This window comes from Ewingella americana (genome assembly GCF_006438725.1).
Lineage (GTDB): Bacteria > Pseudomonadota > Gammaproteobacteria > Enterobacterales > Enterobacteriaceae > Ewingella > Ewingella americana_A.
In genome coordinates this window covers 60,673-80,118 of record NZ_RCZD01000018.1, presented here as the reverse complement: position 1 = coordinate 80,118, position 19,446 = coordinate 60,673, and the positions used below count along the sequence as shown (strand labels likewise).

18 protein-coding genes are annotated in these 19,446 nt (G+C 53.6%); 10 read left to right on the top strand and 8 right to left on the bottom strand.

Translation table 11 applies throughout. The features are described 5' to 3' along the window. The first annotated feature begins 4 nt into the window (after positions 1-4). The 9 genes from EAH77_RS23275 (at position 5) to EAH77_RS23235 (ending at position 11,490) form a co-directional block, all read left to right on the top strand. Positions 5-1,015 (top strand): LacI family DNA-binding transcriptional regulator, encoded by a 1,011-nt coding sequence (locus EAH77_RS23275; RefSeq protein ID WP_140475564.1) that lies wholly within the window; start codon positions 5-7, stop codon positions 1,013-1,015. Positions 1,016-1,151: 136 nt separating this feature from the next. Beyond that, the gene (locus EAH77_RS23270; protein WP_140475562.1) at positions 1,152-3,275 is read left to right on the top strand and encodes an alpha-galactosidase; all 2,124 of its coding nucleotides are present in this window, start codon (positions 1,152-1,154) and stop codon (positions 3,273-3,275) included. An 82-nt stretch (positions 3,276-3,357) separates the two neighbouring features. After that, a complete protein-coding gene (locus EAH77_RS23265; protein ID WP_140475560.1) occupies positions 3,358-4,644 on the top strand; it encodes an MFS transporter in 1,287 nt (428 codons plus the stop codon). Between the two features lie 67 nt (positions 4,645-4,711). After that, positions 4,712-5,746 carry a LacI family DNA-binding transcriptional regulator gene (locus EAH77_RS23260; protein WP_140475558.1) on the top strand — a complete coding sequence of 345 codons (1,035 nt, stop codon included), beginning with the start codon at positions 4,712-4,714 and terminating at the stop codon, positions 5,744-5,746. Between the two features lie 217 nt (positions 5,747-5,963). Continuing rightward, positions 5,964-6,728: a sugar phosphate isomerase/epimerase family protein gene (locus tag EAH77_RS23255; RefSeq protein WP_140475556.1), complete on the top strand. Its 765-nt coding sequence runs from the start codon at positions 5,964-5,966 to the stop codon at positions 6,726-6,728. Positions 6,729-6,739: 11 nt separating this feature from the next. Beyond that, positions 6,740-7,696, top strand: a complete 957-nt coding sequence (locus EAH77_RS23250) for a sugar kinase (protein WP_140475554.1) — start codon at positions 6,740-6,742, stop codon at positions 7,694-7,696. Between the two features lie 93 nt (positions 7,697-7,789). Continuing rightward, entirely contained in the window at positions 7,790-9,058 is a 1,269-nt protein-coding gene (locus EAH77_RS23245; RefSeq protein WP_140475552.1) for an MFS transporter, read from the top strand. Positions 9,059-9,099: 41 nt separating this feature from the next. After that, positions 9,100-10,077, top strand: a complete 978-nt coding sequence (gene ghrB, locus EAH77_RS23240; protein ID WP_140475550.1) for a glyoxylate/hydroxypyruvate reductase GhrB — start codon at positions 9,100-9,102, stop codon at positions 10,075-10,077. A gap of 153 nt (positions 10,078-10,230) precedes the next feature. Next, a complete protein-coding gene (locus EAH77_RS23235; protein ID WP_140475548.1) occupies positions 10,231-11,490 on the top strand; it encodes a valine--pyruvate transaminase in 1,260 nt (419 codons plus the stop codon). A 60-nt stretch (positions 11,491-11,550) separates the two neighbouring features. On the opposite strand, the gene ibpB is transcribed toward EAH77_RS23235, so the two are convergent. Both ibpB and ibpA read right to left on the bottom strand, forming a co-directional pair. Continuing rightward, the gene (gene ibpB / locus EAH77_RS23230) at positions 11,551-11,985 is read right to left on the bottom strand and encodes a small heat shock chaperone IbpB (protein WP_140475546.1); all 435 of its coding nucleotides are present in this window, start codon (positions 11,983-11,985) and stop codon (positions 11,551-11,553) included. A 123-nt stretch (positions 11,986-12,108) separates the two neighbouring features. Further along, a complete protein-coding gene (gene ibpA / locus EAH77_RS23225) occupies positions 12,109-12,519 on the bottom strand; it encodes a small heat shock chaperone IbpA (RefSeq protein WP_140475544.1) in 411 nt (136 codons plus the stop codon). Positions 12,520-12,930: 411 nt separating this feature from the next. On the opposite strand from ibpA, the gene EAH77_RS23220 reads away from it, so the two are divergent. Continuing rightward, on the top strand, positions 12,931-13,308 hold the full coding sequence (locus EAH77_RS23220) for a YceK/YidQ family lipoprotein (RefSeq protein ID WP_140475542.1): 378 nt from the start codon (positions 12,931-12,933) through the stop codon (positions 13,306-13,308). Between the two features lie 51 nt (positions 13,309-13,359). On the opposite strand, the gene EAH77_RS23215 is transcribed toward EAH77_RS23220, so the two are convergent. From EAH77_RS23215 to EAH77_RS23190, 6 genes are all read right to left on the bottom strand, one after another. Beyond that, positions 13,360-14,625: a DUF3748 domain-containing protein gene (locus tag EAH77_RS23215; RefSeq protein ID WP_140475540.1), complete on the bottom strand. Its 1,266-nt coding sequence runs from the start codon at positions 14,623-14,625 to the stop codon at positions 13,360-13,362. Between the two features lie 68 nt (positions 14,626-14,693). After that, positions 14,694-15,992: an MFS transporter gene (locus EAH77_RS23210; protein WP_140475538.1), complete on the bottom strand. Its 1,299-nt coding sequence runs from the start codon at positions 15,990-15,992 to the stop codon at positions 14,694-14,696. A 116-nt stretch (positions 15,993-16,108) separates the two neighbouring features. Then, a complete protein-coding gene (dgoD, locus tag EAH77_RS23205; RefSeq protein ID WP_140475536.1) occupies positions 16,109-17,257 on the bottom strand; it encodes a galactonate dehydratase in 1,149 nt (382 codons plus the stop codon). Further along, a complete protein-coding gene (locus EAH77_RS23200; protein ID WP_140475534.1) occupies positions 17,254-17,871 on the bottom strand; it encodes a 2-dehydro-3-deoxy-6-phosphogalactonate aldolase in 618 nt (205 codons plus the stop codon). Before EAH77_RS23200 ends, dgoD begins: the two co-directional genes overlap by 4 nt. Continuing rightward, positions 17,855-18,745, bottom strand: coding sequence for a 2-dehydro-3-deoxygalactonokinase (locus EAH77_RS23195; protein WP_140475532.1), 891 nt, complete (start codon positions 18,743-18,745; stop codon positions 17,855-17,857). Before EAH77_RS23195 ends, EAH77_RS23200 begins: the two co-directional genes overlap by 17 nt. After that, entirely contained in the window at positions 18,742-19,395 is a 654-nt protein-coding gene (locus EAH77_RS23190) for a FadR/GntR family transcriptional regulator (protein WP_140475576.1), read from the bottom strand. The genes EAH77_RS23195 and EAH77_RS23190 overlap by 4 nt, the downstream gene beginning before the upstream one ends. Positions 19,396-19,446: the final 51 nt, after the last annotated feature.

The window sequence follows — 19,446 nt, the reverse complement described above, 5'->3', positions numbered from 1 at the left end:
TGCTATGTCGCTGAAAGATATTGCTAAAGAACTCGGGTTATCCGTTACCACCGTCAGCCGCGCGCTGAACGGCTACAGTGATGTGTCGGCTGACACCAAAGCGCGGGTGCAGGCGGCGGCAGATTTACGCGGTTATCAGCCCAATACTCTCGCCCGTCGCTTGAAGATGGGCAAGATCGATGCCGTTGGCCTCATTTTCCCCTTCACTTCCCACCCGTTAAGCAATTCTGCCTTTGTGGAAATGGTTGGCTGTATTACGCGTGAACTGGCGAAATATGAAATCGATCTGCTGCTGGTGCCGGATGAGCTGGGGACGTTCTCGTGGCGACGCCTGATGGAAAGCAAACGGGTGGACGCCATGCTGGTCGCGCATACGTTGGATAATGACCCGCGTCTGCTGGATTTACAGCAGCGCAATTTTCCTTTTCTGGCGCTCGGGCGTAGCGGCTGTCTGACGCAGGACTATGCCTGGTTCGATTTCGACAACCGCGCAGGTATGCAACTGGCGGTCGATCATCTCGCCCAACTTGGCCATCAGCGCATTGCGTTTCTCGGCGAAAATAATCAGCAATCGTTTATCGGCCAGCGCCATCAGGGTTACCTCGATGGACTCCTGGCGAACACACTGCCGCTAAACCTGGATTACGTGAAAAAAGTCAGCCCGAGTCGCCGCGCCGGTTATCAGGCCACGCAGGTATTGCTGGCGTTACCGCAACCGCCGACGGCCATGGTTTGCGACTGCAATATGCACGGCGAAGGCGCTGCACTGGCCCTGTACGAAGCGGGGTTGCTGCTCAATGGCGGTGTCTCGCTGATTATTTATGACGGTTTACCCTCTGACAGCCTGCCTGACGTCGCGGTCACCGCTATCCGTCAGGGCACCCGCGAAGCGGTCGGTCTGCAAATCGCCGACATGACCATGGCGTTGATCCGCAACGAACCGTTGAGCCGTTTACAGGTTCTGTGGCAGCCAGAATTGCAGGCAGGTGTTACCGTCCATCCCCCACGTTTATAATTCCCCTTTCGGTTATTTTTCCACCCTATATCACAAATTTGCATCACCGCATTTCCCATCCGAAACGTTTCGGATCCATAGTAACTCCACCAGTTCGCGTTTTATAGCAACAATTACCCTGTGGAGTTGTGACACGATGGAAAACCAGATCGTCCATTTAACCAGCGAAAATACCAGCCTGATCGTGCGCTGTGCACCGTTCGCCGAAATCCTCTATTGGGGGCAACGGCTGAGCAGCTTTAGCGCCGACGACGCGATTTCACTCAGCCGCGCGGTGCCCAATGGGCGCATTGACGTCGATGCGCCGGTCAATTTCAGCGTCGATTCCGGGCGCGGCTCTTTCGGTACGCCGGGCGTGGAAGGCCATCGTGACGGTCTGGACTGGTCGCCGGTATTCGACACCGTTGATGTCCAACAGCAGGGAAATCAGCTGACGATCATCACAGAGGATGCTGTTGCTGGCCTGCAATTTCGCAGCCAATTGCACCTCGATGACAGCGGCGTATTGCAGGTGCGCAATGCGCTGACCAATCTCAAACCCGGCACCTATCAGGTGACGCGTCTCGCCGTGACGCTACCGCTACCGGAACGCGCTGCCGAAGTGATGGCGTTTCATGGCCGCTGGATCAAAGAATTCCAGCCGCACCGCACGTTGCTGGATCACGGTGGCATTATTCAGGAAAACCGTCGCGGTAAAACATCCTCGGAATATTTCCCGGCGATGATGATCGGTCATCCGGGTTTTAGCGAACAACAAGGTGAAGTCTGGGGAGTGCATCTGGGCTGGAGTGGCAATCACCGTCTGCGCGCGGACATCAAAATCGACGGTCGCCGCCTGGTACAAGCCGAAGCGCTCTATTTGCCGGGTGAGCAGCGCCTCGAACAAGGCCAAACGCTGGAAACGCCGTGGCTGTATGCCAGCTATTCCGCCAGCGGGCTAAACCGCATGAGCCAGCAGTTTCATCGCTTCGTGCGTGAGCAGATTTTGCGTTTCCCGACGGAAAAACCGCGTCCGGTGCATCTCAATACCTGGGAAGGCATCTATTTCGACCACGATCCCGACTACATTATGCAGATGGCCACCGAATCAGCGGCATTGGGCGTTGAACGCTTCATTATCGACGACGGTTGGTTCCGGGGCCGCGATCACGACCGCGCAGCGCTCGGCGACTGGTATCTCGATGAGAAGAAATATCCGCACGGCCTGAAACCGGTGATCGATCACGTCAAAAATCTGGGCATGGAGTTCGGTATCTGGGTCGAACCGGAGATGATTAACCCGGACTCAGACCTCTACCGCGCACACCCCGACTGGCTGCTGGCGCTGCCGGGCTATCAGCAGCCGAGCGGCCGCCATCAGTTCGTGCTCGATCTGAATAATTCGCAAGTGTTTGATTATCTCGTGGAGCGTATGAGCTGGCTGCTTGGTGAACATGACGTCGATTACGTGAAGTGGGACATGAACCGTGAAATCGTGCAGCCGGGTCATGAAGGCCGCGCTGCACTGACGGCGCAGACGCAACAATTTTACCGCCTGCTCGACGTGCTGGGCGAACGTTTCCCACAGATTGAATTTGAGTCCTGCGCCTCCGGCGGCGGGCGCATCGATTATGAAGTGCTCAAACGCAGCCACCGCTTCTGGACGTCGGATAACAACGACGCGCTGGAGCGGCAGAAAATTCAGCGCGGTATGAGCTATTTCTTCCCGCCGGAAGTGATGGGATCGCACATCGGCAATAAGCGGTGCCACGCCACCTCGCGCCAGCACAGCATTGAATTCCGTGGCCTGACGGCGCTGTTTGGCCATATGGGCATCGAGCTGGATCCGGTGAAAGAAGGCGAGGCAGAGCGCGCCGGTTTTGCCAAATATACCCGTCTGCATCAGCAGCTGCGGTCGTTGTTGCACAGCGGCGACGTCTATCGTGTTGATAACACTGACGACGCGATGCTGATTAACGGTGTGGTCAGTCAACACTGCGATCGCGCGGTATTTTTGGTCAGTCAGCTGGCAATGCCGACCTGGTCATTACCGGGAACACTGCGGGTGCCAGGGCTGAAAGCGGATGCCCGTTATCGCGTGACGGTGCTGGACGAACCGGCGCTGCTGGCCGGTGGCGGCAGCGGCCACACCATGCGCGTACAACCGGCGTGGCTGCATGAATCGCCGGTGCTGAGCGGTGAATGGCTGGCGAATGCCGGGCTGACGCTGCCGGTGCTGGACCCGGAAAGCGCCCTGCTGTTGAACTTCGAACGCGTTTAATCGATTGACGTGAAAAATAGATAAATATAAAAAACGCCGGTGCTCACGTGCCGGTTTTGATGGTTTCGGCAAGGAAATCACTATGAACCCGACAAAAATTGGCGATGGTTGCTTCTATAAAAAAAATACTAACTTCTGGATATTCGGCAGCTATTTCTTCCTCTATTTCTTCATTATGGCGACCTGTTATCCGTTCTTACCCATCTGGTTGTCTGACGTTATTGGCCTGAGCAAAACGGAAACCGGCATTGTGTTTTCCAGCATGTCGTTGTTTGCCATTCTGTTTCAGCCGTTCTTTGGCATTATTTCTGACAAGCTTGGTCTGAAGAAACATCTTCTCTGGATCATCGCCGTGCTGCTGTTCCTGTTCGCACCGTTCTTTATTTATGTGTTTGCGCCACTGCTGAAAATCAATATTGTGGCCGGTGCTATTTTGGGCGGTGCGTACATCGGTTTCGTGTTTGCTGGCGGCTCAGGGGCAACCGAGGCATATATCGAAAGGGTCAGCCGCAACAGCGCCTTTGAATACGGTAAAGCACGGATGTTTGGCTGCTTCGGCTGGGGGATCTGCGCCTCCACAGCAGGCGTGCTGTTTAACATCAACCCGAATATCGTGTTCTGGATGGGGTCCGGTGCGGCACTGATTCTGATGATCTTACTGCTGATTTCCCGCCCACAGGAAAATAAAAATGCACAGGTACTGGATAAGCTCGGTGCCAATCAGTCGCAATTTTCGCTGAAAACCGCCGCTTTATTGTTGAAAGAACGCAAACTGTGGATGCTGATTTTGTACGTGATCGGCGTTGCCTGCGTGTATGACGTGTTCGATCAACAGTTCGCCACCTTCTTTAAATCCTTCTTCTCTTCACCACAGCATGGCACCGAAATGTTCGGCTACGTCACCACCGCCGGTGAGCTGTGCAACGCGCTGATTATGTTCTGTTCGCCGTGGATCATTAACCGTATCGGTGCGAAAAATACGCTGCTGCTGGCGGGGACCATCATGTCGATTCGCATCGTCGGTTCTTCGTTTGCCACCACCGCCGTAGAAGTCATTTTACTGAAAATGCTGCACGCGCTGGAAGTCCCCTTCCTGCTGGTCGGTGTATTCAAATACATCACACAGATTTTTGATGTGCGGTTCTCGGCGACTATTTATCTGATCGGGTTTAATTTTGCCAAACAGCTGGCGGCGATTTTTCTTTCCGCCTTCGCGGGCAGTTTGTATGACCGCATCGGGTTCAGCGATACCTATCTGATCCTCGGCGGTATTGCGTTTAGTGTGACCCTTATTTCGGCCTTCACGCTGAGCAGCAGGCCAAGACAGCAGGCTATTGCGGCGACAAGAACGGCGGAAGGGGTGCGCTGAGTTACGCTTACAGCCTTTCGGCACTCTGTGCTAGTCTCCGTGGGATAAGCATGAGGGGAGAAAGGTTGTGAGCAAAAAACAGGAGCCGGGTGCCGCTGTCCGCGCCACGATACGCGATGTCGCCAGTGCCGCCAAAACCGGTAAAACCAGCGTTTCGCGCTATCTCAACGGTGAGAAAAATCTGCTTTCCGACGATTTAAAAGAGCGGATCGAGCGAGCCATCACTCTGCTGGATTACCAGCCGAGCCAGATGGCCCGCAGCCTGAAAAGCGGCCAGACACGGCTAATTGGGCTGATTCTCGCCGATATCACTAACCCTTACTCCGTCGACGTCATGCGCGGCGTTGAAGCCGCCTGCCGTCAACAGGGGCTGACACTGCTGGTGTGCAACACCAATAATCAGCTCGATCAGGAAAAACACTATCTGCAACTGCTCAGCAGCTACCGTGTCGACGGCATGGTGGTCAACGCGGTCGGCATGCGCGAGGCGGCAATTTCGACCCTGCAACAGGCCCATTTACCGATGGTGTTGATCGACCGTAAAGTGGCAAACTTTTCCTGCGATGTCGTCGGTCTTGATAATGTCCAGGCCACGACGATGGTGACCGATCATCTTCTCAATCAGGGTTTCGAGGCGATTTTATTCCTCAGCGAACCCATGACCATCAACACCCGCCTAACCCGCCTGCATACTTTTTTACAGCGGATGCAACGCGAGCCACAGTGCATCACTGAGCAAGGTGAAGTTGAACTTAGCGATACCACCGGGCTGGAAACGGTGCTGCGCGATTTCGTCGCGCGTTATCCACACAAACGTAAAGCGGTACTGGCCGCCAACGGCGCACTGACGTTACAAGTGGCACGTGCCATGCGGCGGATGGAATTGGTTTGGGGCCAGGATATCGGCCTGCTGGGCTTTGATGAACTGGAATGGGCGGAGCTCGCCGGGGTGGGCATTACCACCCTGAAACAGCCGACGTACGACATGGGCGTCGCCGCACTCGAGCAGTTGGTGACCCGTATTCAGGGCAGCCAGGAACCGATCCGCGAGCAGGAGTTCTCCGGTGAACTGATCGTTCGCGGCTCTACGGCAAAAGCCTGATACACCTTTCAATAACTTCCGCCTTTTAAAAATCCCGACTGCGTAAACTTCGTGAGCGGGATCATGTTTTTCAGCCTTGTGCCTTCCCGATGGAACCGGTCCCAGTTAACGTGAATTGGGATGCAGCAAATGCTTAACAAAAATCCGCACCCTGTTTAACCGTCTAAGATTGAACATTGACCCGCGTTTCCGGGCCGCTTTTTACAAGGATATCGAGATGAAAAAAGAAATTGTGGTGGTGATGGCTGCGTACGGCAATGACAACGTGAGAGCGCTGGGCGGACAGGCGGCACTGCTGCCGGTGATTGCGGATGCAGGTGCAGACGGCGTGGAGATCCGCCGCGAATTGCTTACCGAGGCTGACCTCACCAATCTGACGGGTCTGGCGGAAAAGATCCGGCAGAAAAATTTATTTACCGTTTATTCCGTTCCCGAATCGCTATTCGTTGAGGGCGGAAAAGTTAACCCGTCGCTGCCAAAATTTTTGGACGAGGCCGCAACGCTCGGCGCACGCTCGCTGAAAGTGGCGCTGGGATATTTCAAAGCCGGTGCAGACCTCACACCACTGAAAGTGACACTGGGATCACACCCGGTGAAACTGGTGGTGGAAAATGACCAGACCTCAGACTGCGGCATTTTATCGCAGATGAACGCGTTTATGTTTGCAGCAACTGCGCTGCATTTACCGCTGACCATGGCCTTTGATATGGCCAACTGGCTGTGGGTCGGGCAGGACCCGATAGCGGCGGCCGATTTGGTGGCACAGCACGTCGGCTATGTTCACGTTAAAGCGGCGGAAAAGCGCGGCGATAAATGGCACGCCGTGGCGCTGGACGATTCCGACGGCAGCTGGAAGCCGCTGCTGGCAAAACTGCCGCAGGACGTACCGCGGGGAATTGAATTCCCGCTGGAAGGCAAAGATCTGACCGCCGTCACCCGTCACTACGTCGAACTGTTGCGTGAGGATGCCGCGCAGGCATAAGGAGCTAAAACATGTCGGAATTATCGTCTCACGCCGCACTGGATGTGGTCACCGTCGGCGAAGCCATGGCGATGTTTGTCGCTTGCGAAACCGGCCCTCTGGAAGAAGTGACACAGTTCACCCGCCAGGTCGCCGGTGCCGAACTCAATGTTGCCATCGGGCTGTCGCGCTTAGGGCTGAAGGTCGGCTGGGCCAGCCGCGTGGGCGATGACGTGTTTGGCCGTTTTGTACTTAAACAGCTGGAAAAAGAGCGCATTAACGCCGGGCAGGTCACGGTGGATAACCGCTTTGCCACCGGCTTTCAGCTGAAATCCAAAGAGACCGGCGGCCGTGACCCGCGCGTGGAATACTTCCGTAAAAACTCGGCGGCCAGTCACCTTTCGGTAGCCGATTTTAACCCGGATTATTTCTGCGCCGCCCGTCATCTGCACCTCTCCGGCGTCTGTGCAGCGCTGTCAGACTCGTCGCTGGAGCTGTTGAAATTCGCCGCACAGCAGATGAGAAATGCCGGAAAAAGCCTCTCTTTTGACCCCAATCTGCGCCCGGTGCTGTGGCGCAGCGAAGAGGTGATGCGCAAAGAAATTAATGCGCTGGCCTTTGCCGCCGACTGGGTTTTACCCGGCCTCAGCGAAGGTCAGCTGCTGACCGGTGAGAAAACGCCGGAAGGTATCGCTGATTTTTACCTCAATCAGGGGGTAAAAGCAGTGATCATCAAAACCGGCCCGGACGGCGCCTGGTTCAAGACTGCCGACGGCGAACAGGCGCAGGTCCCGGCCTATAAAGTCGAGAACGTGGTCGATACCGTGGGTGCCGGTGACGGTTTTGCCGTCGGGCTGGTCAGTGCATTGCTCGAAGGGCTGACGCTGGAGCAGGCGGTGAAACGCGGCAACAAAATCGGCAGTCTGGCCGTGCAGGCCGTGGGCGACAGCGAAGGGTTACCGACGCGAGAGCAGCTCGATGGCGCATGACCCGCGCCGTTTTTACCCTGTTTGCTACACTTACTTAGCACCCTATATAACAGAAAATAACGCACATCAGTCGCGAAACTGAGGATAAAAGTCATGAACGAAGCCAAAATCGCCATCAGACGTTGGTGGTATATCATGCCGATCGTGTTTATCACCTACAGTCTGGCCTATGTCGATCGCTCCAATTTCAGCTTTGCATCGGCGGCGGGCATCAATGATGATCTCGGTATTACTAAAGGGATGTCATCACTGCTCGGCGCGCTGTTTTTCCTTGGTTATTTCTTCTTTCAAATTCCCGGCACCATTTACGCCGAACGCCGCAGCGTCAGGAAACTGATTTTTTGGTGTCTGCTGTTGTGGGGCGGTTTTGCCTCCCTGACCGGGGTGGTAAATAACATTCCGATGCTGGCAGCGATCCGCTTTGCGCTCGGGATAGTGGAAGCGGCCGTGATGCCCGCCATGCTGGTGTATATCAGTAATTGGTTCACCAAATCTGAACGCTCGCGGGCCAACACCTTCCTGATACTCGGCAATCCGGTCACGGTGCTGTGGATGTCGGTGCTGTCCGGTTATTTGATTCACGCCTTCGGCTGGCGCGAGATGTTTATCTTCGAAGGTATTCCGGCGGTGATCTGGGCGGTCTGTTGGTGGTTCCTGGTCAAAGACAAACCGGAACAGGTTAACTGGCTGACACAGGATGAGAAAAAAGCGCTGGCAGACCAGTTGGCGAAAGAGCAGGAAGGCATCAAAGCGGTACATAACTACGCCGAGGCGTTTAAATCGCGCAATGTGATCCTGCTGTGTATGCAATATTTTGCCTGGAGCATTGGCGTGTATGGCTTCGTGCTGTGGCTGCCGTCAATTTTGCGCAGCGGCATGCAGATGGGTATGGTGGAAGCAGGCTGGCTGTCGTCCGTGCCTTATCTTGCGGCGACTGTCGCCATGATTCTGGTGTCTTGGGCGTCCGACAAAATGCAAAACCGCAAGATTTTCGTCTGGCCGTTGCTGCTGGTTGGCGCGCTGGCATTTTTCGCGTCATGGGCGGTCGGGCCAAATCATTTCTGGGTATCATATTCACTGCTGGTGATTGCCGCCGCCGCCATGTATGCGCCTTACGGCCCGTTCTTCGCCATCATTCCTGAGATGCTGCCCCGCAATGTCGCCGGTGGTGCCATGGCGCTGATCAACAGTCTGGGGGCACTGGGCTCGTTCTTCGGATCGTGGTTTGTCGGTTATCTCAACGGCAACACCGGCAGCCCGGCAGCCTCATTTATTTTCATGGCCACCTCCCTGCTGGTCTCGGTGGTCCTGACGCTGATGGTGAAACCGGAGCAAACCTCGGCCAAACCGCAATCAGCCTGACCTAATGCTATGTATATCAATCCTTTAATTTGGAGTGTGTGATGAAGCCGTCTATCGTTTTGTATAAAAAACTACCTGCCGACCTGCATCAGCGTCTGGAACAACATTTTTCCATCGTCGAATTCGAAGGGATCACCGAAGAGAACCGCACCAAAGTGTTCAATGCCCTGCAACAGGCTGAAGGGCTGATTGGTTCCGGCGGCGCAGTGAATAAAGAGCTGCTGGACCACGCGCCACGCCTGCGCGGTGTCTCGACGATTTCAGTGGGTTATGACAATTTTGACGTCGATGAGCTGACTCGTCGTGACATTCCGCTGATGCATACCCCGACCGTGCTGACCGAAACCGTGGCCGACACCGTGATGGCACTGGTGCTTTCTACCGCCCGCCGCGTGGTGAATGTCGCCGAACGCGTGAAAGCCGGAGAATGGAACAGCAATATTGGTGCGGACTGGTTTGGTGTCGACGTGCATCATAAAACCATCGGGATTATCGGCATGGGCCGCATTGGCCTGGCCGTGGCGCAACGTGCGCATTTTGGCTTCAACATGCCGGTGCTTTACAACGCCCGCAGCCAGCATAAAGCAGCCGAAGAGCGTTTCGGCGCGAAGAAATGCGAACTGGATGAACTGCTGGCGAAGTCTGATTTCGTCTGCGTATTACTGCCGCTGACCGAGCAGACCTTCCACACCATCGGCAAAGAACAGCTGGCAAAAATGAAGTCCAGTGCCATTTTGATCAGCGCGGGCCGAGGCCCGGTGATTGACGAAAAAGCGCTGATCGCAGCACTAAAAGAGGGCACGATCCACGCCGCCGGGATGGACGTGTTTGAAACCGAGCCGCTGCCGAAAGACTCGCCGCTGCTCAGCTTGCCAAACGTCGTAGCGCTGCCACATATCGGTTCTGCCACCCACGAAACGCGTTACGGCATGGCCGCCTGCGCGGTGGATAACCTGATCGCCGCCCTGACCGGTGAAATCAAAGAGAACTGTGTTAACCCACAGGTTTTGAAGAAATAAACCGTCCGGGTAAGACATGAAATACCGCCTACGGGCGGTATTTTTTTACCTGTCGTTGCGTAACAACGCGTTTCAACCCGCCGCGTCCGATTGCACTGTTTTACAGCAAACGCTATGGTGGGCGTCACATTCTGATAACACACAAAGCTTTCTATGACGTTTTCTGTTTTCGGCGATAAATTTACCCGTTTCACAGGCATTAGCCGCCTGATGGGCGATATGAATGATGGCTTGCGCACGCCAGGAGCGGTCATGCTCGGCGGTGGGAACCCTGCGCAAATACCGGAGATGCAGGACTATTTCCACACGCTGTTAAGCGAGATGTTAGCAGAAGGTAAGCTGACCGAAGCCCTGTGCAACTACGACGGCCCGCAGGGCAAAGACGTGCTGCGCCATGCGCTGGCTGACCTGCTGAAAAAAGAGCTGGGCTGGGAGTTGGACGCGAAAAACATCGCGCTGACCAACGGCAGCCAGAGCGCCTTCTTCTACCTGTTCAACCTGTATGCTGGCCGCCGCGCCGATGGCTCGATGGCAAAAGTGCTGTTCCCGCTGGCACCCGAATATCTTGGTTATGCGGATGCCGGACTGGACGAAAACCTGTTTGTTTCCGCCAAACCTAATATTGAACTGCTGCCGGAAGGCCAGTTCAAATATCACGTCGATTTCGACCATCTGCATATTACCGAAGATATCGGCCTGATTTGCGTGTCGCGCCCGACCAACCCGACCGGTAATGTGATCACCGATCAGGAGTTACAGCGTCTGGACGCCCTGGCGCAGCAGCACGATATCCCGCTGTTGATCGACAACGCCTACGGTGTGCCTTTCCCCGGTATCGTCTTTACCGACGCCACGCCGCTGTGGAACCCGAATATTATTCTGTGCATGAGCCTGTCGAAGCTCGGCCTGCCGGGTTCGCGCTGCGGCATTGTGATTGCGGACGAGAAAGTGATCACCGCCATCAGCAATATGAACGGCATTATCAGCCTGTCACCGGGCAGCGTTGGCCCCGCGATTGCCAATGAGATGATTGCCCGTGGCGACCTGTTACGCCTGTCTGAAGAGGTGATTAAACCCTTCTATTATCAGCGCGTGCAGGAAACTATCGCCACGCTGCGCCGGTATCTGCCGCCTGAGCGTTGTTTGATCCATAAACCCGAAGGGGCGATTTTTCTCTGGTTATGGTTTAAAGATCTGCCGATCAGCACCGAACTTCTTTATCAGCGCCTGAAACAGCGCGGCGTGCTGATGGTGCCGGGTCACTACTTCTTCCCAGGGCTGGAACATCCGTGGCCGCATACGCATCAATGTATGCGGATGAACTACGTGCCCGACAGTGAGCAAATTGAGCGCGGTGTGAAGATACTGGCGGAAGAAGTGGAAAAAGCCCACGCTGAAAATCAGTCAGTCTGAATTCAGTCCATAAAAAAACAGGAAGACATTTGTCTTCCTGTTTTTATTACGCAAACCCATTTATGCGTTCTGGTTTTCTAACGCGGGTTTCTCCGTACCAATGGCGATTTTCTGCGGTTGCAGCGCGGGCGGTACGTCGCGGACCAGGCTCACATGCAGCAGGCCGTGGGTAAACTCAGCGGCGGAAACATGCATGTGCTCGGCCAGCGTGAAGCTCAGGCTAAAAGGCTTGATCACTAAGCCCTGGTGCAAATATTCCACCTTGGTATCCGGCTGTGCTGGCGTTCCGCTGATGGTCAGCCTTGGCCCTTCGACTTCAATATTCAAATCACTTTGCTGAAAACCGGCCAGCGCCAGCGAGATGCGATAGTGATTATCGTCTGATTTCTCAATGTTATACGGAGGGAAAGCCTGATCGGCGCCCTGCATTGAGCTGGCAAGTTTGTCAAAACCAATCCACTGACGCAGTAATGGGGAAATATCGTAATTACGCATATATAACTCCTTCTATGAAGCGAGATAAGTTGTTTCGCCACGGTTTAAAAACGTGACGGTTCTGCTCCCTGACGGCGAGCAATTTTGTATCAAAAGCGTGTTGTCTGTTATCTGTGGCCAGAATTACCGAATATCAATACGACGCGGTTTAGATGATTCCGGCACAACGCGTTCGAGATCGATGTACAGTAAGCCGTTCGCCAGATTGGCGGATTTAATTTGAATATGTTCGGCCAGCTGGAATTTACGCTCGAAATTACGTTCGGCGATGCCCTGATATAAATAGGTACGTTCCGCCGCAGCGTCTTTATGCGCACCTTTGACCAGTAACATATTATCTTGAGCGGTGATATCCAGTTCGGATTCAGCAAAACCGGCCACCGCAATCGCAATGCGATAATGGTTTTCATCCACCAGTTCGACATTATAAGGGGGGTAACCGCCACCCTGATTTTGGCCGGACTCAATGAGATTGAATAAGCGGTCGAAACCAATAGCAGAACGGTATAACGGGGATAAATCAAAATTACGCATTGATACTTCTCCTGAACATGCAGCGAGTCAATTTTTAGTGATCTTCCCTTGGGACAGATCCGTAACGCGTCATACCCTTACGGCGTATGCTTTTCCTGCGTCGTATGATAAAAATGGCGACGGAAAGGCGTATTTCAAGTCACGATATGAAAATTTATTTGGCAATGTACTGCAAAACAGTATTAAAAGGAGTGTCAGGGAAAAGGGACTCTTTCCGGCAGGATTTCAATTATCTCTTACACTATAACCAACGTGATGGGATCTGCGACGTAACCATCGCTTCATCACGGCGGGTTAAATTGAGACGGCCACCACAGAGCCACGCCTTGCTTTGTTAATTTTTTTGGCTGAATGATATAAGTCACCTTTGACGATAAATCCTCAGCCCGACAGCATGAGATGAGTTCGACCATGATGAAAACAGTTTTACTGCCGCTCGTGACAGGATGTGTTTTTTTATCGGCCAGCGGTTGCTCCAGCGTAATGACGCATACGGGGGGGCATCAGGGATATTATCCGGGGGCGCGTGCCGATGTGGACATGATGGCAAGTGATGACACCAGTTGGGCAATGACGCCGCTGTTAATTATCGATCTCCCTTTCAGTGCGCTGCTGGATACGCTGTTATTGCCTTATGACTATTTCCGTCAGGGGAAGGAGAACACACGGGATCGCATCAAGGCCAGTGAAGAGCATAACCTCGCTCTCAGCAACGGTGTAGATATCGACCACGTTCCACCGATGTCAGCGACGACACATTCGCAAAAATCTTCAACTCATAAAAAATAGTCGCAATAAAATGTGAGGTGTAACCGGCCTGCACTGGCCGGTTATGGGGGGTTAACGGCTGGCTGTTACCGCAATCTGAGTAAATTCACCGCACTGGCGCATAAAGGCCACTTTTTTGCCGTCAGGGGAAAACACCACCGCATCCGCGCACGGCGCAATGTCGCTTCTTTCCGTCAGCCGCTGCATCTCCCCGTTTTCGACGTCCAGGCGCATCACGCTGTTGTCGCACACCAGCGCCAGCGATTTTCCATCAGGGCTCCAACTGAACGCAGACTGGATCCCAGTCGTCATTTGGCTGACTTGCCTTGGTTTTCCGCCGTTCGGTGAAACCGTCCACAGCTGAACCACATCGCGTTCGTCTTCCATCAGAAACGCAATCTGCGCGCCGTCCGGCGAAGCGCGCAGCCAGTGGCGTGGTTGAGATGCGACGCCTTTTTCGGTGAATGTAATGCGCCGTTGCTGCACGCCCGCAGGCGGCGCAGGCAGCGCTTCTGCGGTTCCCTGCAACGGCTTATCACCGGCCCGCGGGGAGTCGCTGTCGTTTTCGGGCAAATCCACCACAAAAATCTCCGGGTGTTTTTCACCCGAGGCAGAACGCGTATCGCCGATAAAGGCCAGCGACCAGCGCTGGCGGCTGCCGTCCGGCTTGAGATACCCCGCTTGCCCAATCCAGCCCTCTTCATAAGCACGGTTAATCTCGTCGCTGCCCGGCTGAGGTTCAGGCGTGGTCTGACTGACCAGCACGCAGAAGTGGCTACCGTCATATTCACGGGAATGATGTTTAGGTGGCACAACCGGATGCGAGGCAAGAGCGACGCCGACATTGCGCAGGTCGAGCGCCGGGTCCAGTTCATGCATAACATGATCGTTATAGGTAAAACTCAGGCGGCTGCCGTCTGGGCTGAAAACATGCACATGAGTGCCGCCGCGCAGTGCGCCAGGCGTAAAGGGCGCAGTAATATCCATCGCATCAAGCGTCACGGCATTCGAACGGTGTGGCTCAGAGACAATCACGCCGCGACGGTGATGAAAATCATATTGCCAGGTGCTGTCAGGATTTTCCGGCCCGTGGATAAAGGCGTAGCGAGTTGGCTCATCAGGGCTGACCGTGACCACCCCCACGTGCGCGCCCTGACCAGACTGATAAATCACCTGCACTTCGCCGGTTTCAACATTCACCCGTTCGATGGTTGAACCGGTAAATGAGCCGCCGTGCGGACGAACATCGTAGACCAGCCACAGACTGTCCGGGGTCCAGACATTGATGTTGGTCAGCTGATGCCCGCGCGCATCACGGGTTAACTGTTTTTCTGTCATGCTGTTGATAGCGCCCTGCCGTTCAAGGAATACCTAAGAATATGGGAGTCAAACGGCAGTAGCAATCTTCAGCTATCTCCAACACGTTTTACTTCACCCACGAGGAATATATAGGAGAGTGCACCGAATAAAGCCACGGCGGAGATATAAACTAATGAAGGAGCAAAACCATAATCCTGCGCCAAATACCCCACCACTAATGGCACGGTAATCCCCCCCAACCCGCCAGCTAAATTAAATACACCACCAGTCAGTCCGATTAGCCGGACCGGGGCCAGTGAAGAAACAAGAGACCAGGTAATAGAAGCAAAACCGTTACCGAAGAAGGCCAGCGCCATTAATATCATAATCCATATAGGGTCGTTAGTATAATTCGCCCCCATAATGCAGGTGGATAATAACAGACCGCAAATAATCGGCAGTTTACGTGCGAAACCAATCGATTTACCTTTACGCACCAGTTTATCAGCCACTAGCCCTGATAATAACACGCCAACGAAAGCCGCCAGGAAAGGTACCGTCGTCATAAAACCGGCAGTCAATGCGGAAATATGTTTTTCCTGTGTCAGGTAATTAGGGAACCACGTCAGGAAAAACCATAATGTGGAAGCCACTGCGAATTGGCCTAAATAAACACCGACCAGTTTGCGGTTAAAAACCAGCTTCCAGTCTGCTGCGGTTAATGCAACACGATTCTTTTTCTCGACGGGTGCATCGCCATCCACCATGCCACCCCCTGCACGGATATATTCCAGCTCGGCGGCATTAATGCCTTTGCTTTTGCGCGGTGACTGATAAACAAAGAACCACACCAGAGACCAAAGAATGCCAATACCGCCGGTGATGAGAAACACCCAGTGCCAGCCCAGTATTTCCTGGATCCAGATGAGCAATGGCGTCAGGAAGGCTAAGCCGACAAACTGACCCGAGGTGTAAAAACCCACTGCAGATGCCCGCTCCCGTTCCGGGAACCAGCTGGTAACCATTCGGTTGTTAGTCGGAAACGCCGGAGCTTCAAACATCCCGGTCACCGCACGTAAACCGATCAAAGAAGCTAACCCGCCTGCAAAACCCTGAAGCAGGGTGGCTATCGACCAGCCCAAGATAGCAATAAAATAGGTTAGCCTTGAACCTACACGGTCAAGGAACCAGCCGCCCGGTATTTGACTCATGGTGTAGGTCCAGGCAAAAGCAGAGAAGATATATCCCATTTGCGTTTTGCTAATCCCAAATTCTTGTTGAATATGGGCAGAGGCCACAGCCAGATTTGCACGGTCGACATAACAAATAACGACGGTGAAAAATATCATAAGCAACGTAATATAACGTCTTTTGGTTGGCTTTTCGACGTGTAGGGTTTTATCCATTTTTATTTCCTATTAATGGTTATTATATAAAACAGACGTAAGAGTGACTCAGAAATTTCCCTGATGTTTTAATTATTACTTTCAGATAATTTAAAATTATTTTTTAAGTTAATCTCTTACCATTCAGCTATAGCACCGTCTGGATATCGCCAAAGAGGATTTCGCCAGTCTGGCGCCATTTTACTGCGCTCAATCACGAGTTCTTCATTAATATCCACCCCCAAGCCTGGTTTGTTTGAAGGATAGAAATAACCATCACTCATTTTGAAATCATCTTTATTAATGACGTAATCCAGTAATTCAGCACCCTGATTATAATGAATGCCCATGCTTTGTTCCTGAAGTACCGCATTACGTGAAACAAAGTCAATATGTAGGCAGGCGGCCAACGCAATAGGGCCCAGCGGGCAGTGCGGTGCCAGTGCCACATCATAGGATTCTGCCATTGAGGCGATTTTGAAGCACTCGGTGATCCCACCGGCATGAGATAGATCAGGTTGCACAATCGCTAAACCACCGTCGGCCAGCACGCGCTTGAAGTCGAAACGTGAGAACATACGTTCGCCAGCAGCAATCGGAATATGCGTCTGCGCGGCAAGGCGCGGATAATACTCTGCCTGTTCGGCCAAAACGGGCTCTTCGATAAACAGAGGTCGGTAAGGTTCCAATTCTTTGATGAGCACTTTCGCCATCGGCGCACTGACGCGACCATGGAAATCCAGGCCAAATTCGATCTCGTTACCAAATTCACTGCGTATTAATGCAGCCTGCGCCACAGCAGCATCAATCTGACGGGCATTTTCAATAATACCCATTTCTTCGCAACCATTAAGCTTGAAGGTATCAAAGCCAATAGAGCGTAATTTATTGATGCCATCAATAAGTTCAGCAGGTCTGTCACCACCAACCCAACTGTAGGCTTTGATTTTATCGCGAACCAGCCCGCCAAGAAGCTGGTATACCGGTACACCCAGCGCTTTACCCTTGATATCCCACAAGGCCTGATCAATCCCTGAAATCGCACTCATCAGAATTGGGCCGCCACGATAAAATCCGCCGCGATAAAGCGTTTGCCAGATGTCATTGATACGCGCCGGATCCTGGCCGATGACATATTCGCTCAGCTCGTGGACTGCCGCTTCAACGCTTCGCGCACGCCCTTCAATCACCGGCTCACCCCAGCCAACAATGCCTTCGTCGGTCTCAATCTTCAGGAACATCCAACGGGGAGGTAAACGGTAAGTAGTCAGTTTGGTGACTTTCATTGTGTTGCATCCTTATAGGCTTTGATAAAGGCATTAGCCTGCTGCAGGGTTATTTCAGGTGTCTGACCTGCGCGGTATAAATCGCTGCCTAAACCCGCACCAGCACAACCGGCGCGAAGGTAAACCGACAGGTTTTCTGGCGTCACCCCTCCGACGGCAAAGACCGGGACATCGGCAGGAAGAACCGCCTTCAATGCTTTGATATAGTCAGGGCCGAAGGCCGATGAAGGGAATATTTTCAGCGCCTGCGCCCCCGCCTCCAGTGCGTTAAACGCCTCGGTTGCCGTCGCGCACCCGGCACACACCGTCATCCCCAGTTTGACGGCACGCCGGATCACTTCCTGGCTGGTGTTTGGCGTTACCACCAGTTTACTGCCCAGTGAATGAAGCGCGTCGACCTGCTCCGGGTGCAGCACCGTACCGGCGCCCAGTAATGCGCGGCCACCGAAAGTGTCGACCGCCAGTTGGATGCTTTTCTGCCAGTCGGGCGAATTAAGCGGGATTTCGATCGCATCAAAACCCGCGTCCAACAACACGGAAATATGCTGATTCACTTCCTGCGGACGGATCCCACGCAGAATGGCAATCAGCGGGATTTTAGTGGTCCATTGCATTAACGATGCTCCTTATACCGGATTGAAAGGCTTGATCGCCGTCGAGGGCCTGCCAGTGAATACCCGCCAGAGCGAGAGCCTGAGCATAGCGTTCAGTTAACTGCGGGTTGCCGATAACGGTGATGTGATGGTGGCGACCAAAATGACCGAGCATCTGAGCCACCTCGCTGCCAATAAGCAAACCAGATAACCAGTCGCTGACTGCCGTTTTATCCAGACGGTTTAGTACATGGGCAGCGCGGATTTCAAATAAACGGCCGGTGATTTCTGGATGGCTATAACCCGTTTCAAGCGCCAACCGAAAGACGTCAGCAGCAGGTTGTTGTTCAGGTAACCCTTTACCTATGAGCGAATGGTTCATCAGTAAATGGTGCAGCTCACCGGTCATCGCGGTGCGGAAATCGCGCACCAGGCTGCCTTCGGCCTCCACCCATTTACTGTGAGTGCCAGGCATCAGATAAAGGGAGGCTGGGCATTCGGTAAAAGCACCCGCCAGCTGAGTTTCTTCGCCGCGCATAACATTGCAGTTGTCATCTCGATCAATACATATTCCGGGCACGATCCAGGCTTTTACCGGCAGTGCGGGTTCTACGGCTAACAGGTGCTCGCCGAGAGCGTCGAGAGACACTGGCGCCGCGAGATAAGGAACGTCAACCCAACCGGCGTTGCTACCGATCATGCCAGCCATGATCACGGGCAGATTCAGTGACTGCCAGGGAGCAATGATTTCGCTGAACACTTGCTGAGGCGTTGTACCATTCAGCCGGGTGATCCCTCTCTCTGATTGGGCTTGTGCCGTGCATTTTCCCTGTTGGTACAAGAAGGCGCGCAGGTTGGTTGAACCCCAGTCGAGCGCGATATAGCTTGTTGTCATGTAATGTCCTTGAGTCGTTTCGTCGAAGAGGCGATCATTTTCATTGCCGCCTGCTCCGCTGCATTGGCGTCCTGATGCCGGATAGCGTTGAACAATTCCTGATGTTCACGCAGTGTCAGCGGCATATTGCCGTCATCCGGCATATAGGTTCTTTCAAATACCGCACGCTGCAATGAGCTGATCGCAATACTTAACTGCTGTAAAACCGGGTTATGTACCGCTGCCAGCACAGCTTCATGAAAGCGGATATCCGCCTCGTTAAACGCGTCCCGATCCTGATGGTTGGCGATCATGCTGTTCAGCGCTTCTTCGATAACCGCCAGTTCCCCTGAAGTGGCACGTTCAGCCGCCCAGCGTGCAATCGTTGGTTCAACCAGGTTACGTACTTCACTCATTGCTGCGATCAGGCGCGGGTCATAGTCACTGGCGAGCACCCATTGCAGAACGTCGGTATCGAGGTAGTTCCACTGATTCCGCGGGCAAACGAAGGCACCACGGTATCTTTTTATTTCCACTAATCTTTTCGCGGTCAGAGAGCGCAGTACTTCCCGAATGATGTTGCGGGACGTATCAAATTGCTCACACAGCTCCATTTCAGAAGGCAACGCTGCGCCGGGAATATATTTCCCGGCAATGATTTGCTGCCCCATTTCAATGACCAGGCGGTCGGTTTTGCTTAATTCGGATGAGTTCACACAAGC

Bases quoted from the DNA above. Each gene is read 5' to 3' on its own strand.
- EAH77_RS23245 (WP_140475552.1), top strand. From the start codon at position 7,790: ATGAACGAAGCCAAAATCGCCATCAGACGTTGGTGGTATATCATGCCG.
- EAH77_RS23235 (WP_140475548.1), top strand. From the start codon at position 10,231: ATGACGTTTTCTGTTTTCGGCGATAAATTTACCCGTTTCACAGGCATT.
- dgoD (WP_140475536.1), bottom strand. From the start codon at position 17,257: ATGAAAGTCACCAAACTGACTACTTACCGTTTACCTCCCCGTTGGATG.
- EAH77_RS23220 (WP_140475542.1), top strand. From the start codon at position 12,931: ATGATGAAAACAGTTTTACTGCCGCTCGTGACAGGATGTGTTTTTTTA.
- ibpB (WP_140475546.1), bottom strand. From the start codon at position 11,985: ATGCGTAATTACGATATTTCCCCATTACTGCGTCAGTGGATTGGTTTT.
- EAH77_RS23275 (WP_140475564.1), top strand. From the start codon at position 5: ATGTCGCTGAAAGATATTGCTAAAGAACTCGGGTTATCCGTTACCACC.
- EAH77_RS23270 (WP_140475562.1), top strand. From the start codon at position 1,152: ATGGAAAACCAGATCGTCCATTTAACCAGCGAAAATACCAGCCTGATC.
- EAH77_RS23255 (WP_140475556.1), top strand. From the start codon at position 5,964: ATGAAAAAAGAAATTGTGGTGGTGATGGCTGCGTACGGCAATGACAAC.
- EAH77_RS23215 (WP_140475540.1), bottom strand. From the start codon at position 14,625: ATGACAGAAAAACAGTTAACCCGTGATGCGCGCGGGCATCAGCTGACC.
- EAH77_RS23195 (WP_140475532.1), bottom strand. From the start codon at position 18,745: ATGACAACAAGCTATATCGCGCTCGACTGGGGTTCAACCAACCTGCGC.
- EAH77_RS23200 (WP_140475534.1), bottom strand. From the start codon at position 17,871: ATGCAATGGACCACTAAAATCCCGCTGATTGCCATTCTGCGTGGGATC.
- ghrB (WP_140475550.1), top strand. From the start codon at position 9,100: ATGAAGCCGTCTATCGTTTTGTATAAAAAACTACCTGCCGACCTGCAT.
- EAH77_RS23250 (WP_140475554.1), top strand. From the start codon at position 6,740: ATGTCGGAATTATCGTCTCACGCCGCACTGGATGTGGTCACCGTCGGC.
- EAH77_RS23265 (WP_140475560.1), top strand. From the start codon at position 3,358: ATGAACCCGACAAAAATTGGCGATGGTTGCTTCTATAAAAAAAATACT.
- ibpA (WP_140475544.1), bottom strand. From the start codon at position 12,519: ATGCGTAATTTTGATTTATCCCCGTTATACCGTTCTGCTATTGGTTTC.
- EAH77_RS23190 (WP_140475576.1), bottom strand. From the start codon at position 19,395: ATGGGGCAGCAAATCATTGCCGGGAAATATATTCCCGGCGCAGCGTTG.
- EAH77_RS23210 (WP_140475538.1), bottom strand. From the start codon at position 15,992: ATGGATAAAACCCTACACGTCGAAAAGCCAACCAAAAGACGTTATATT.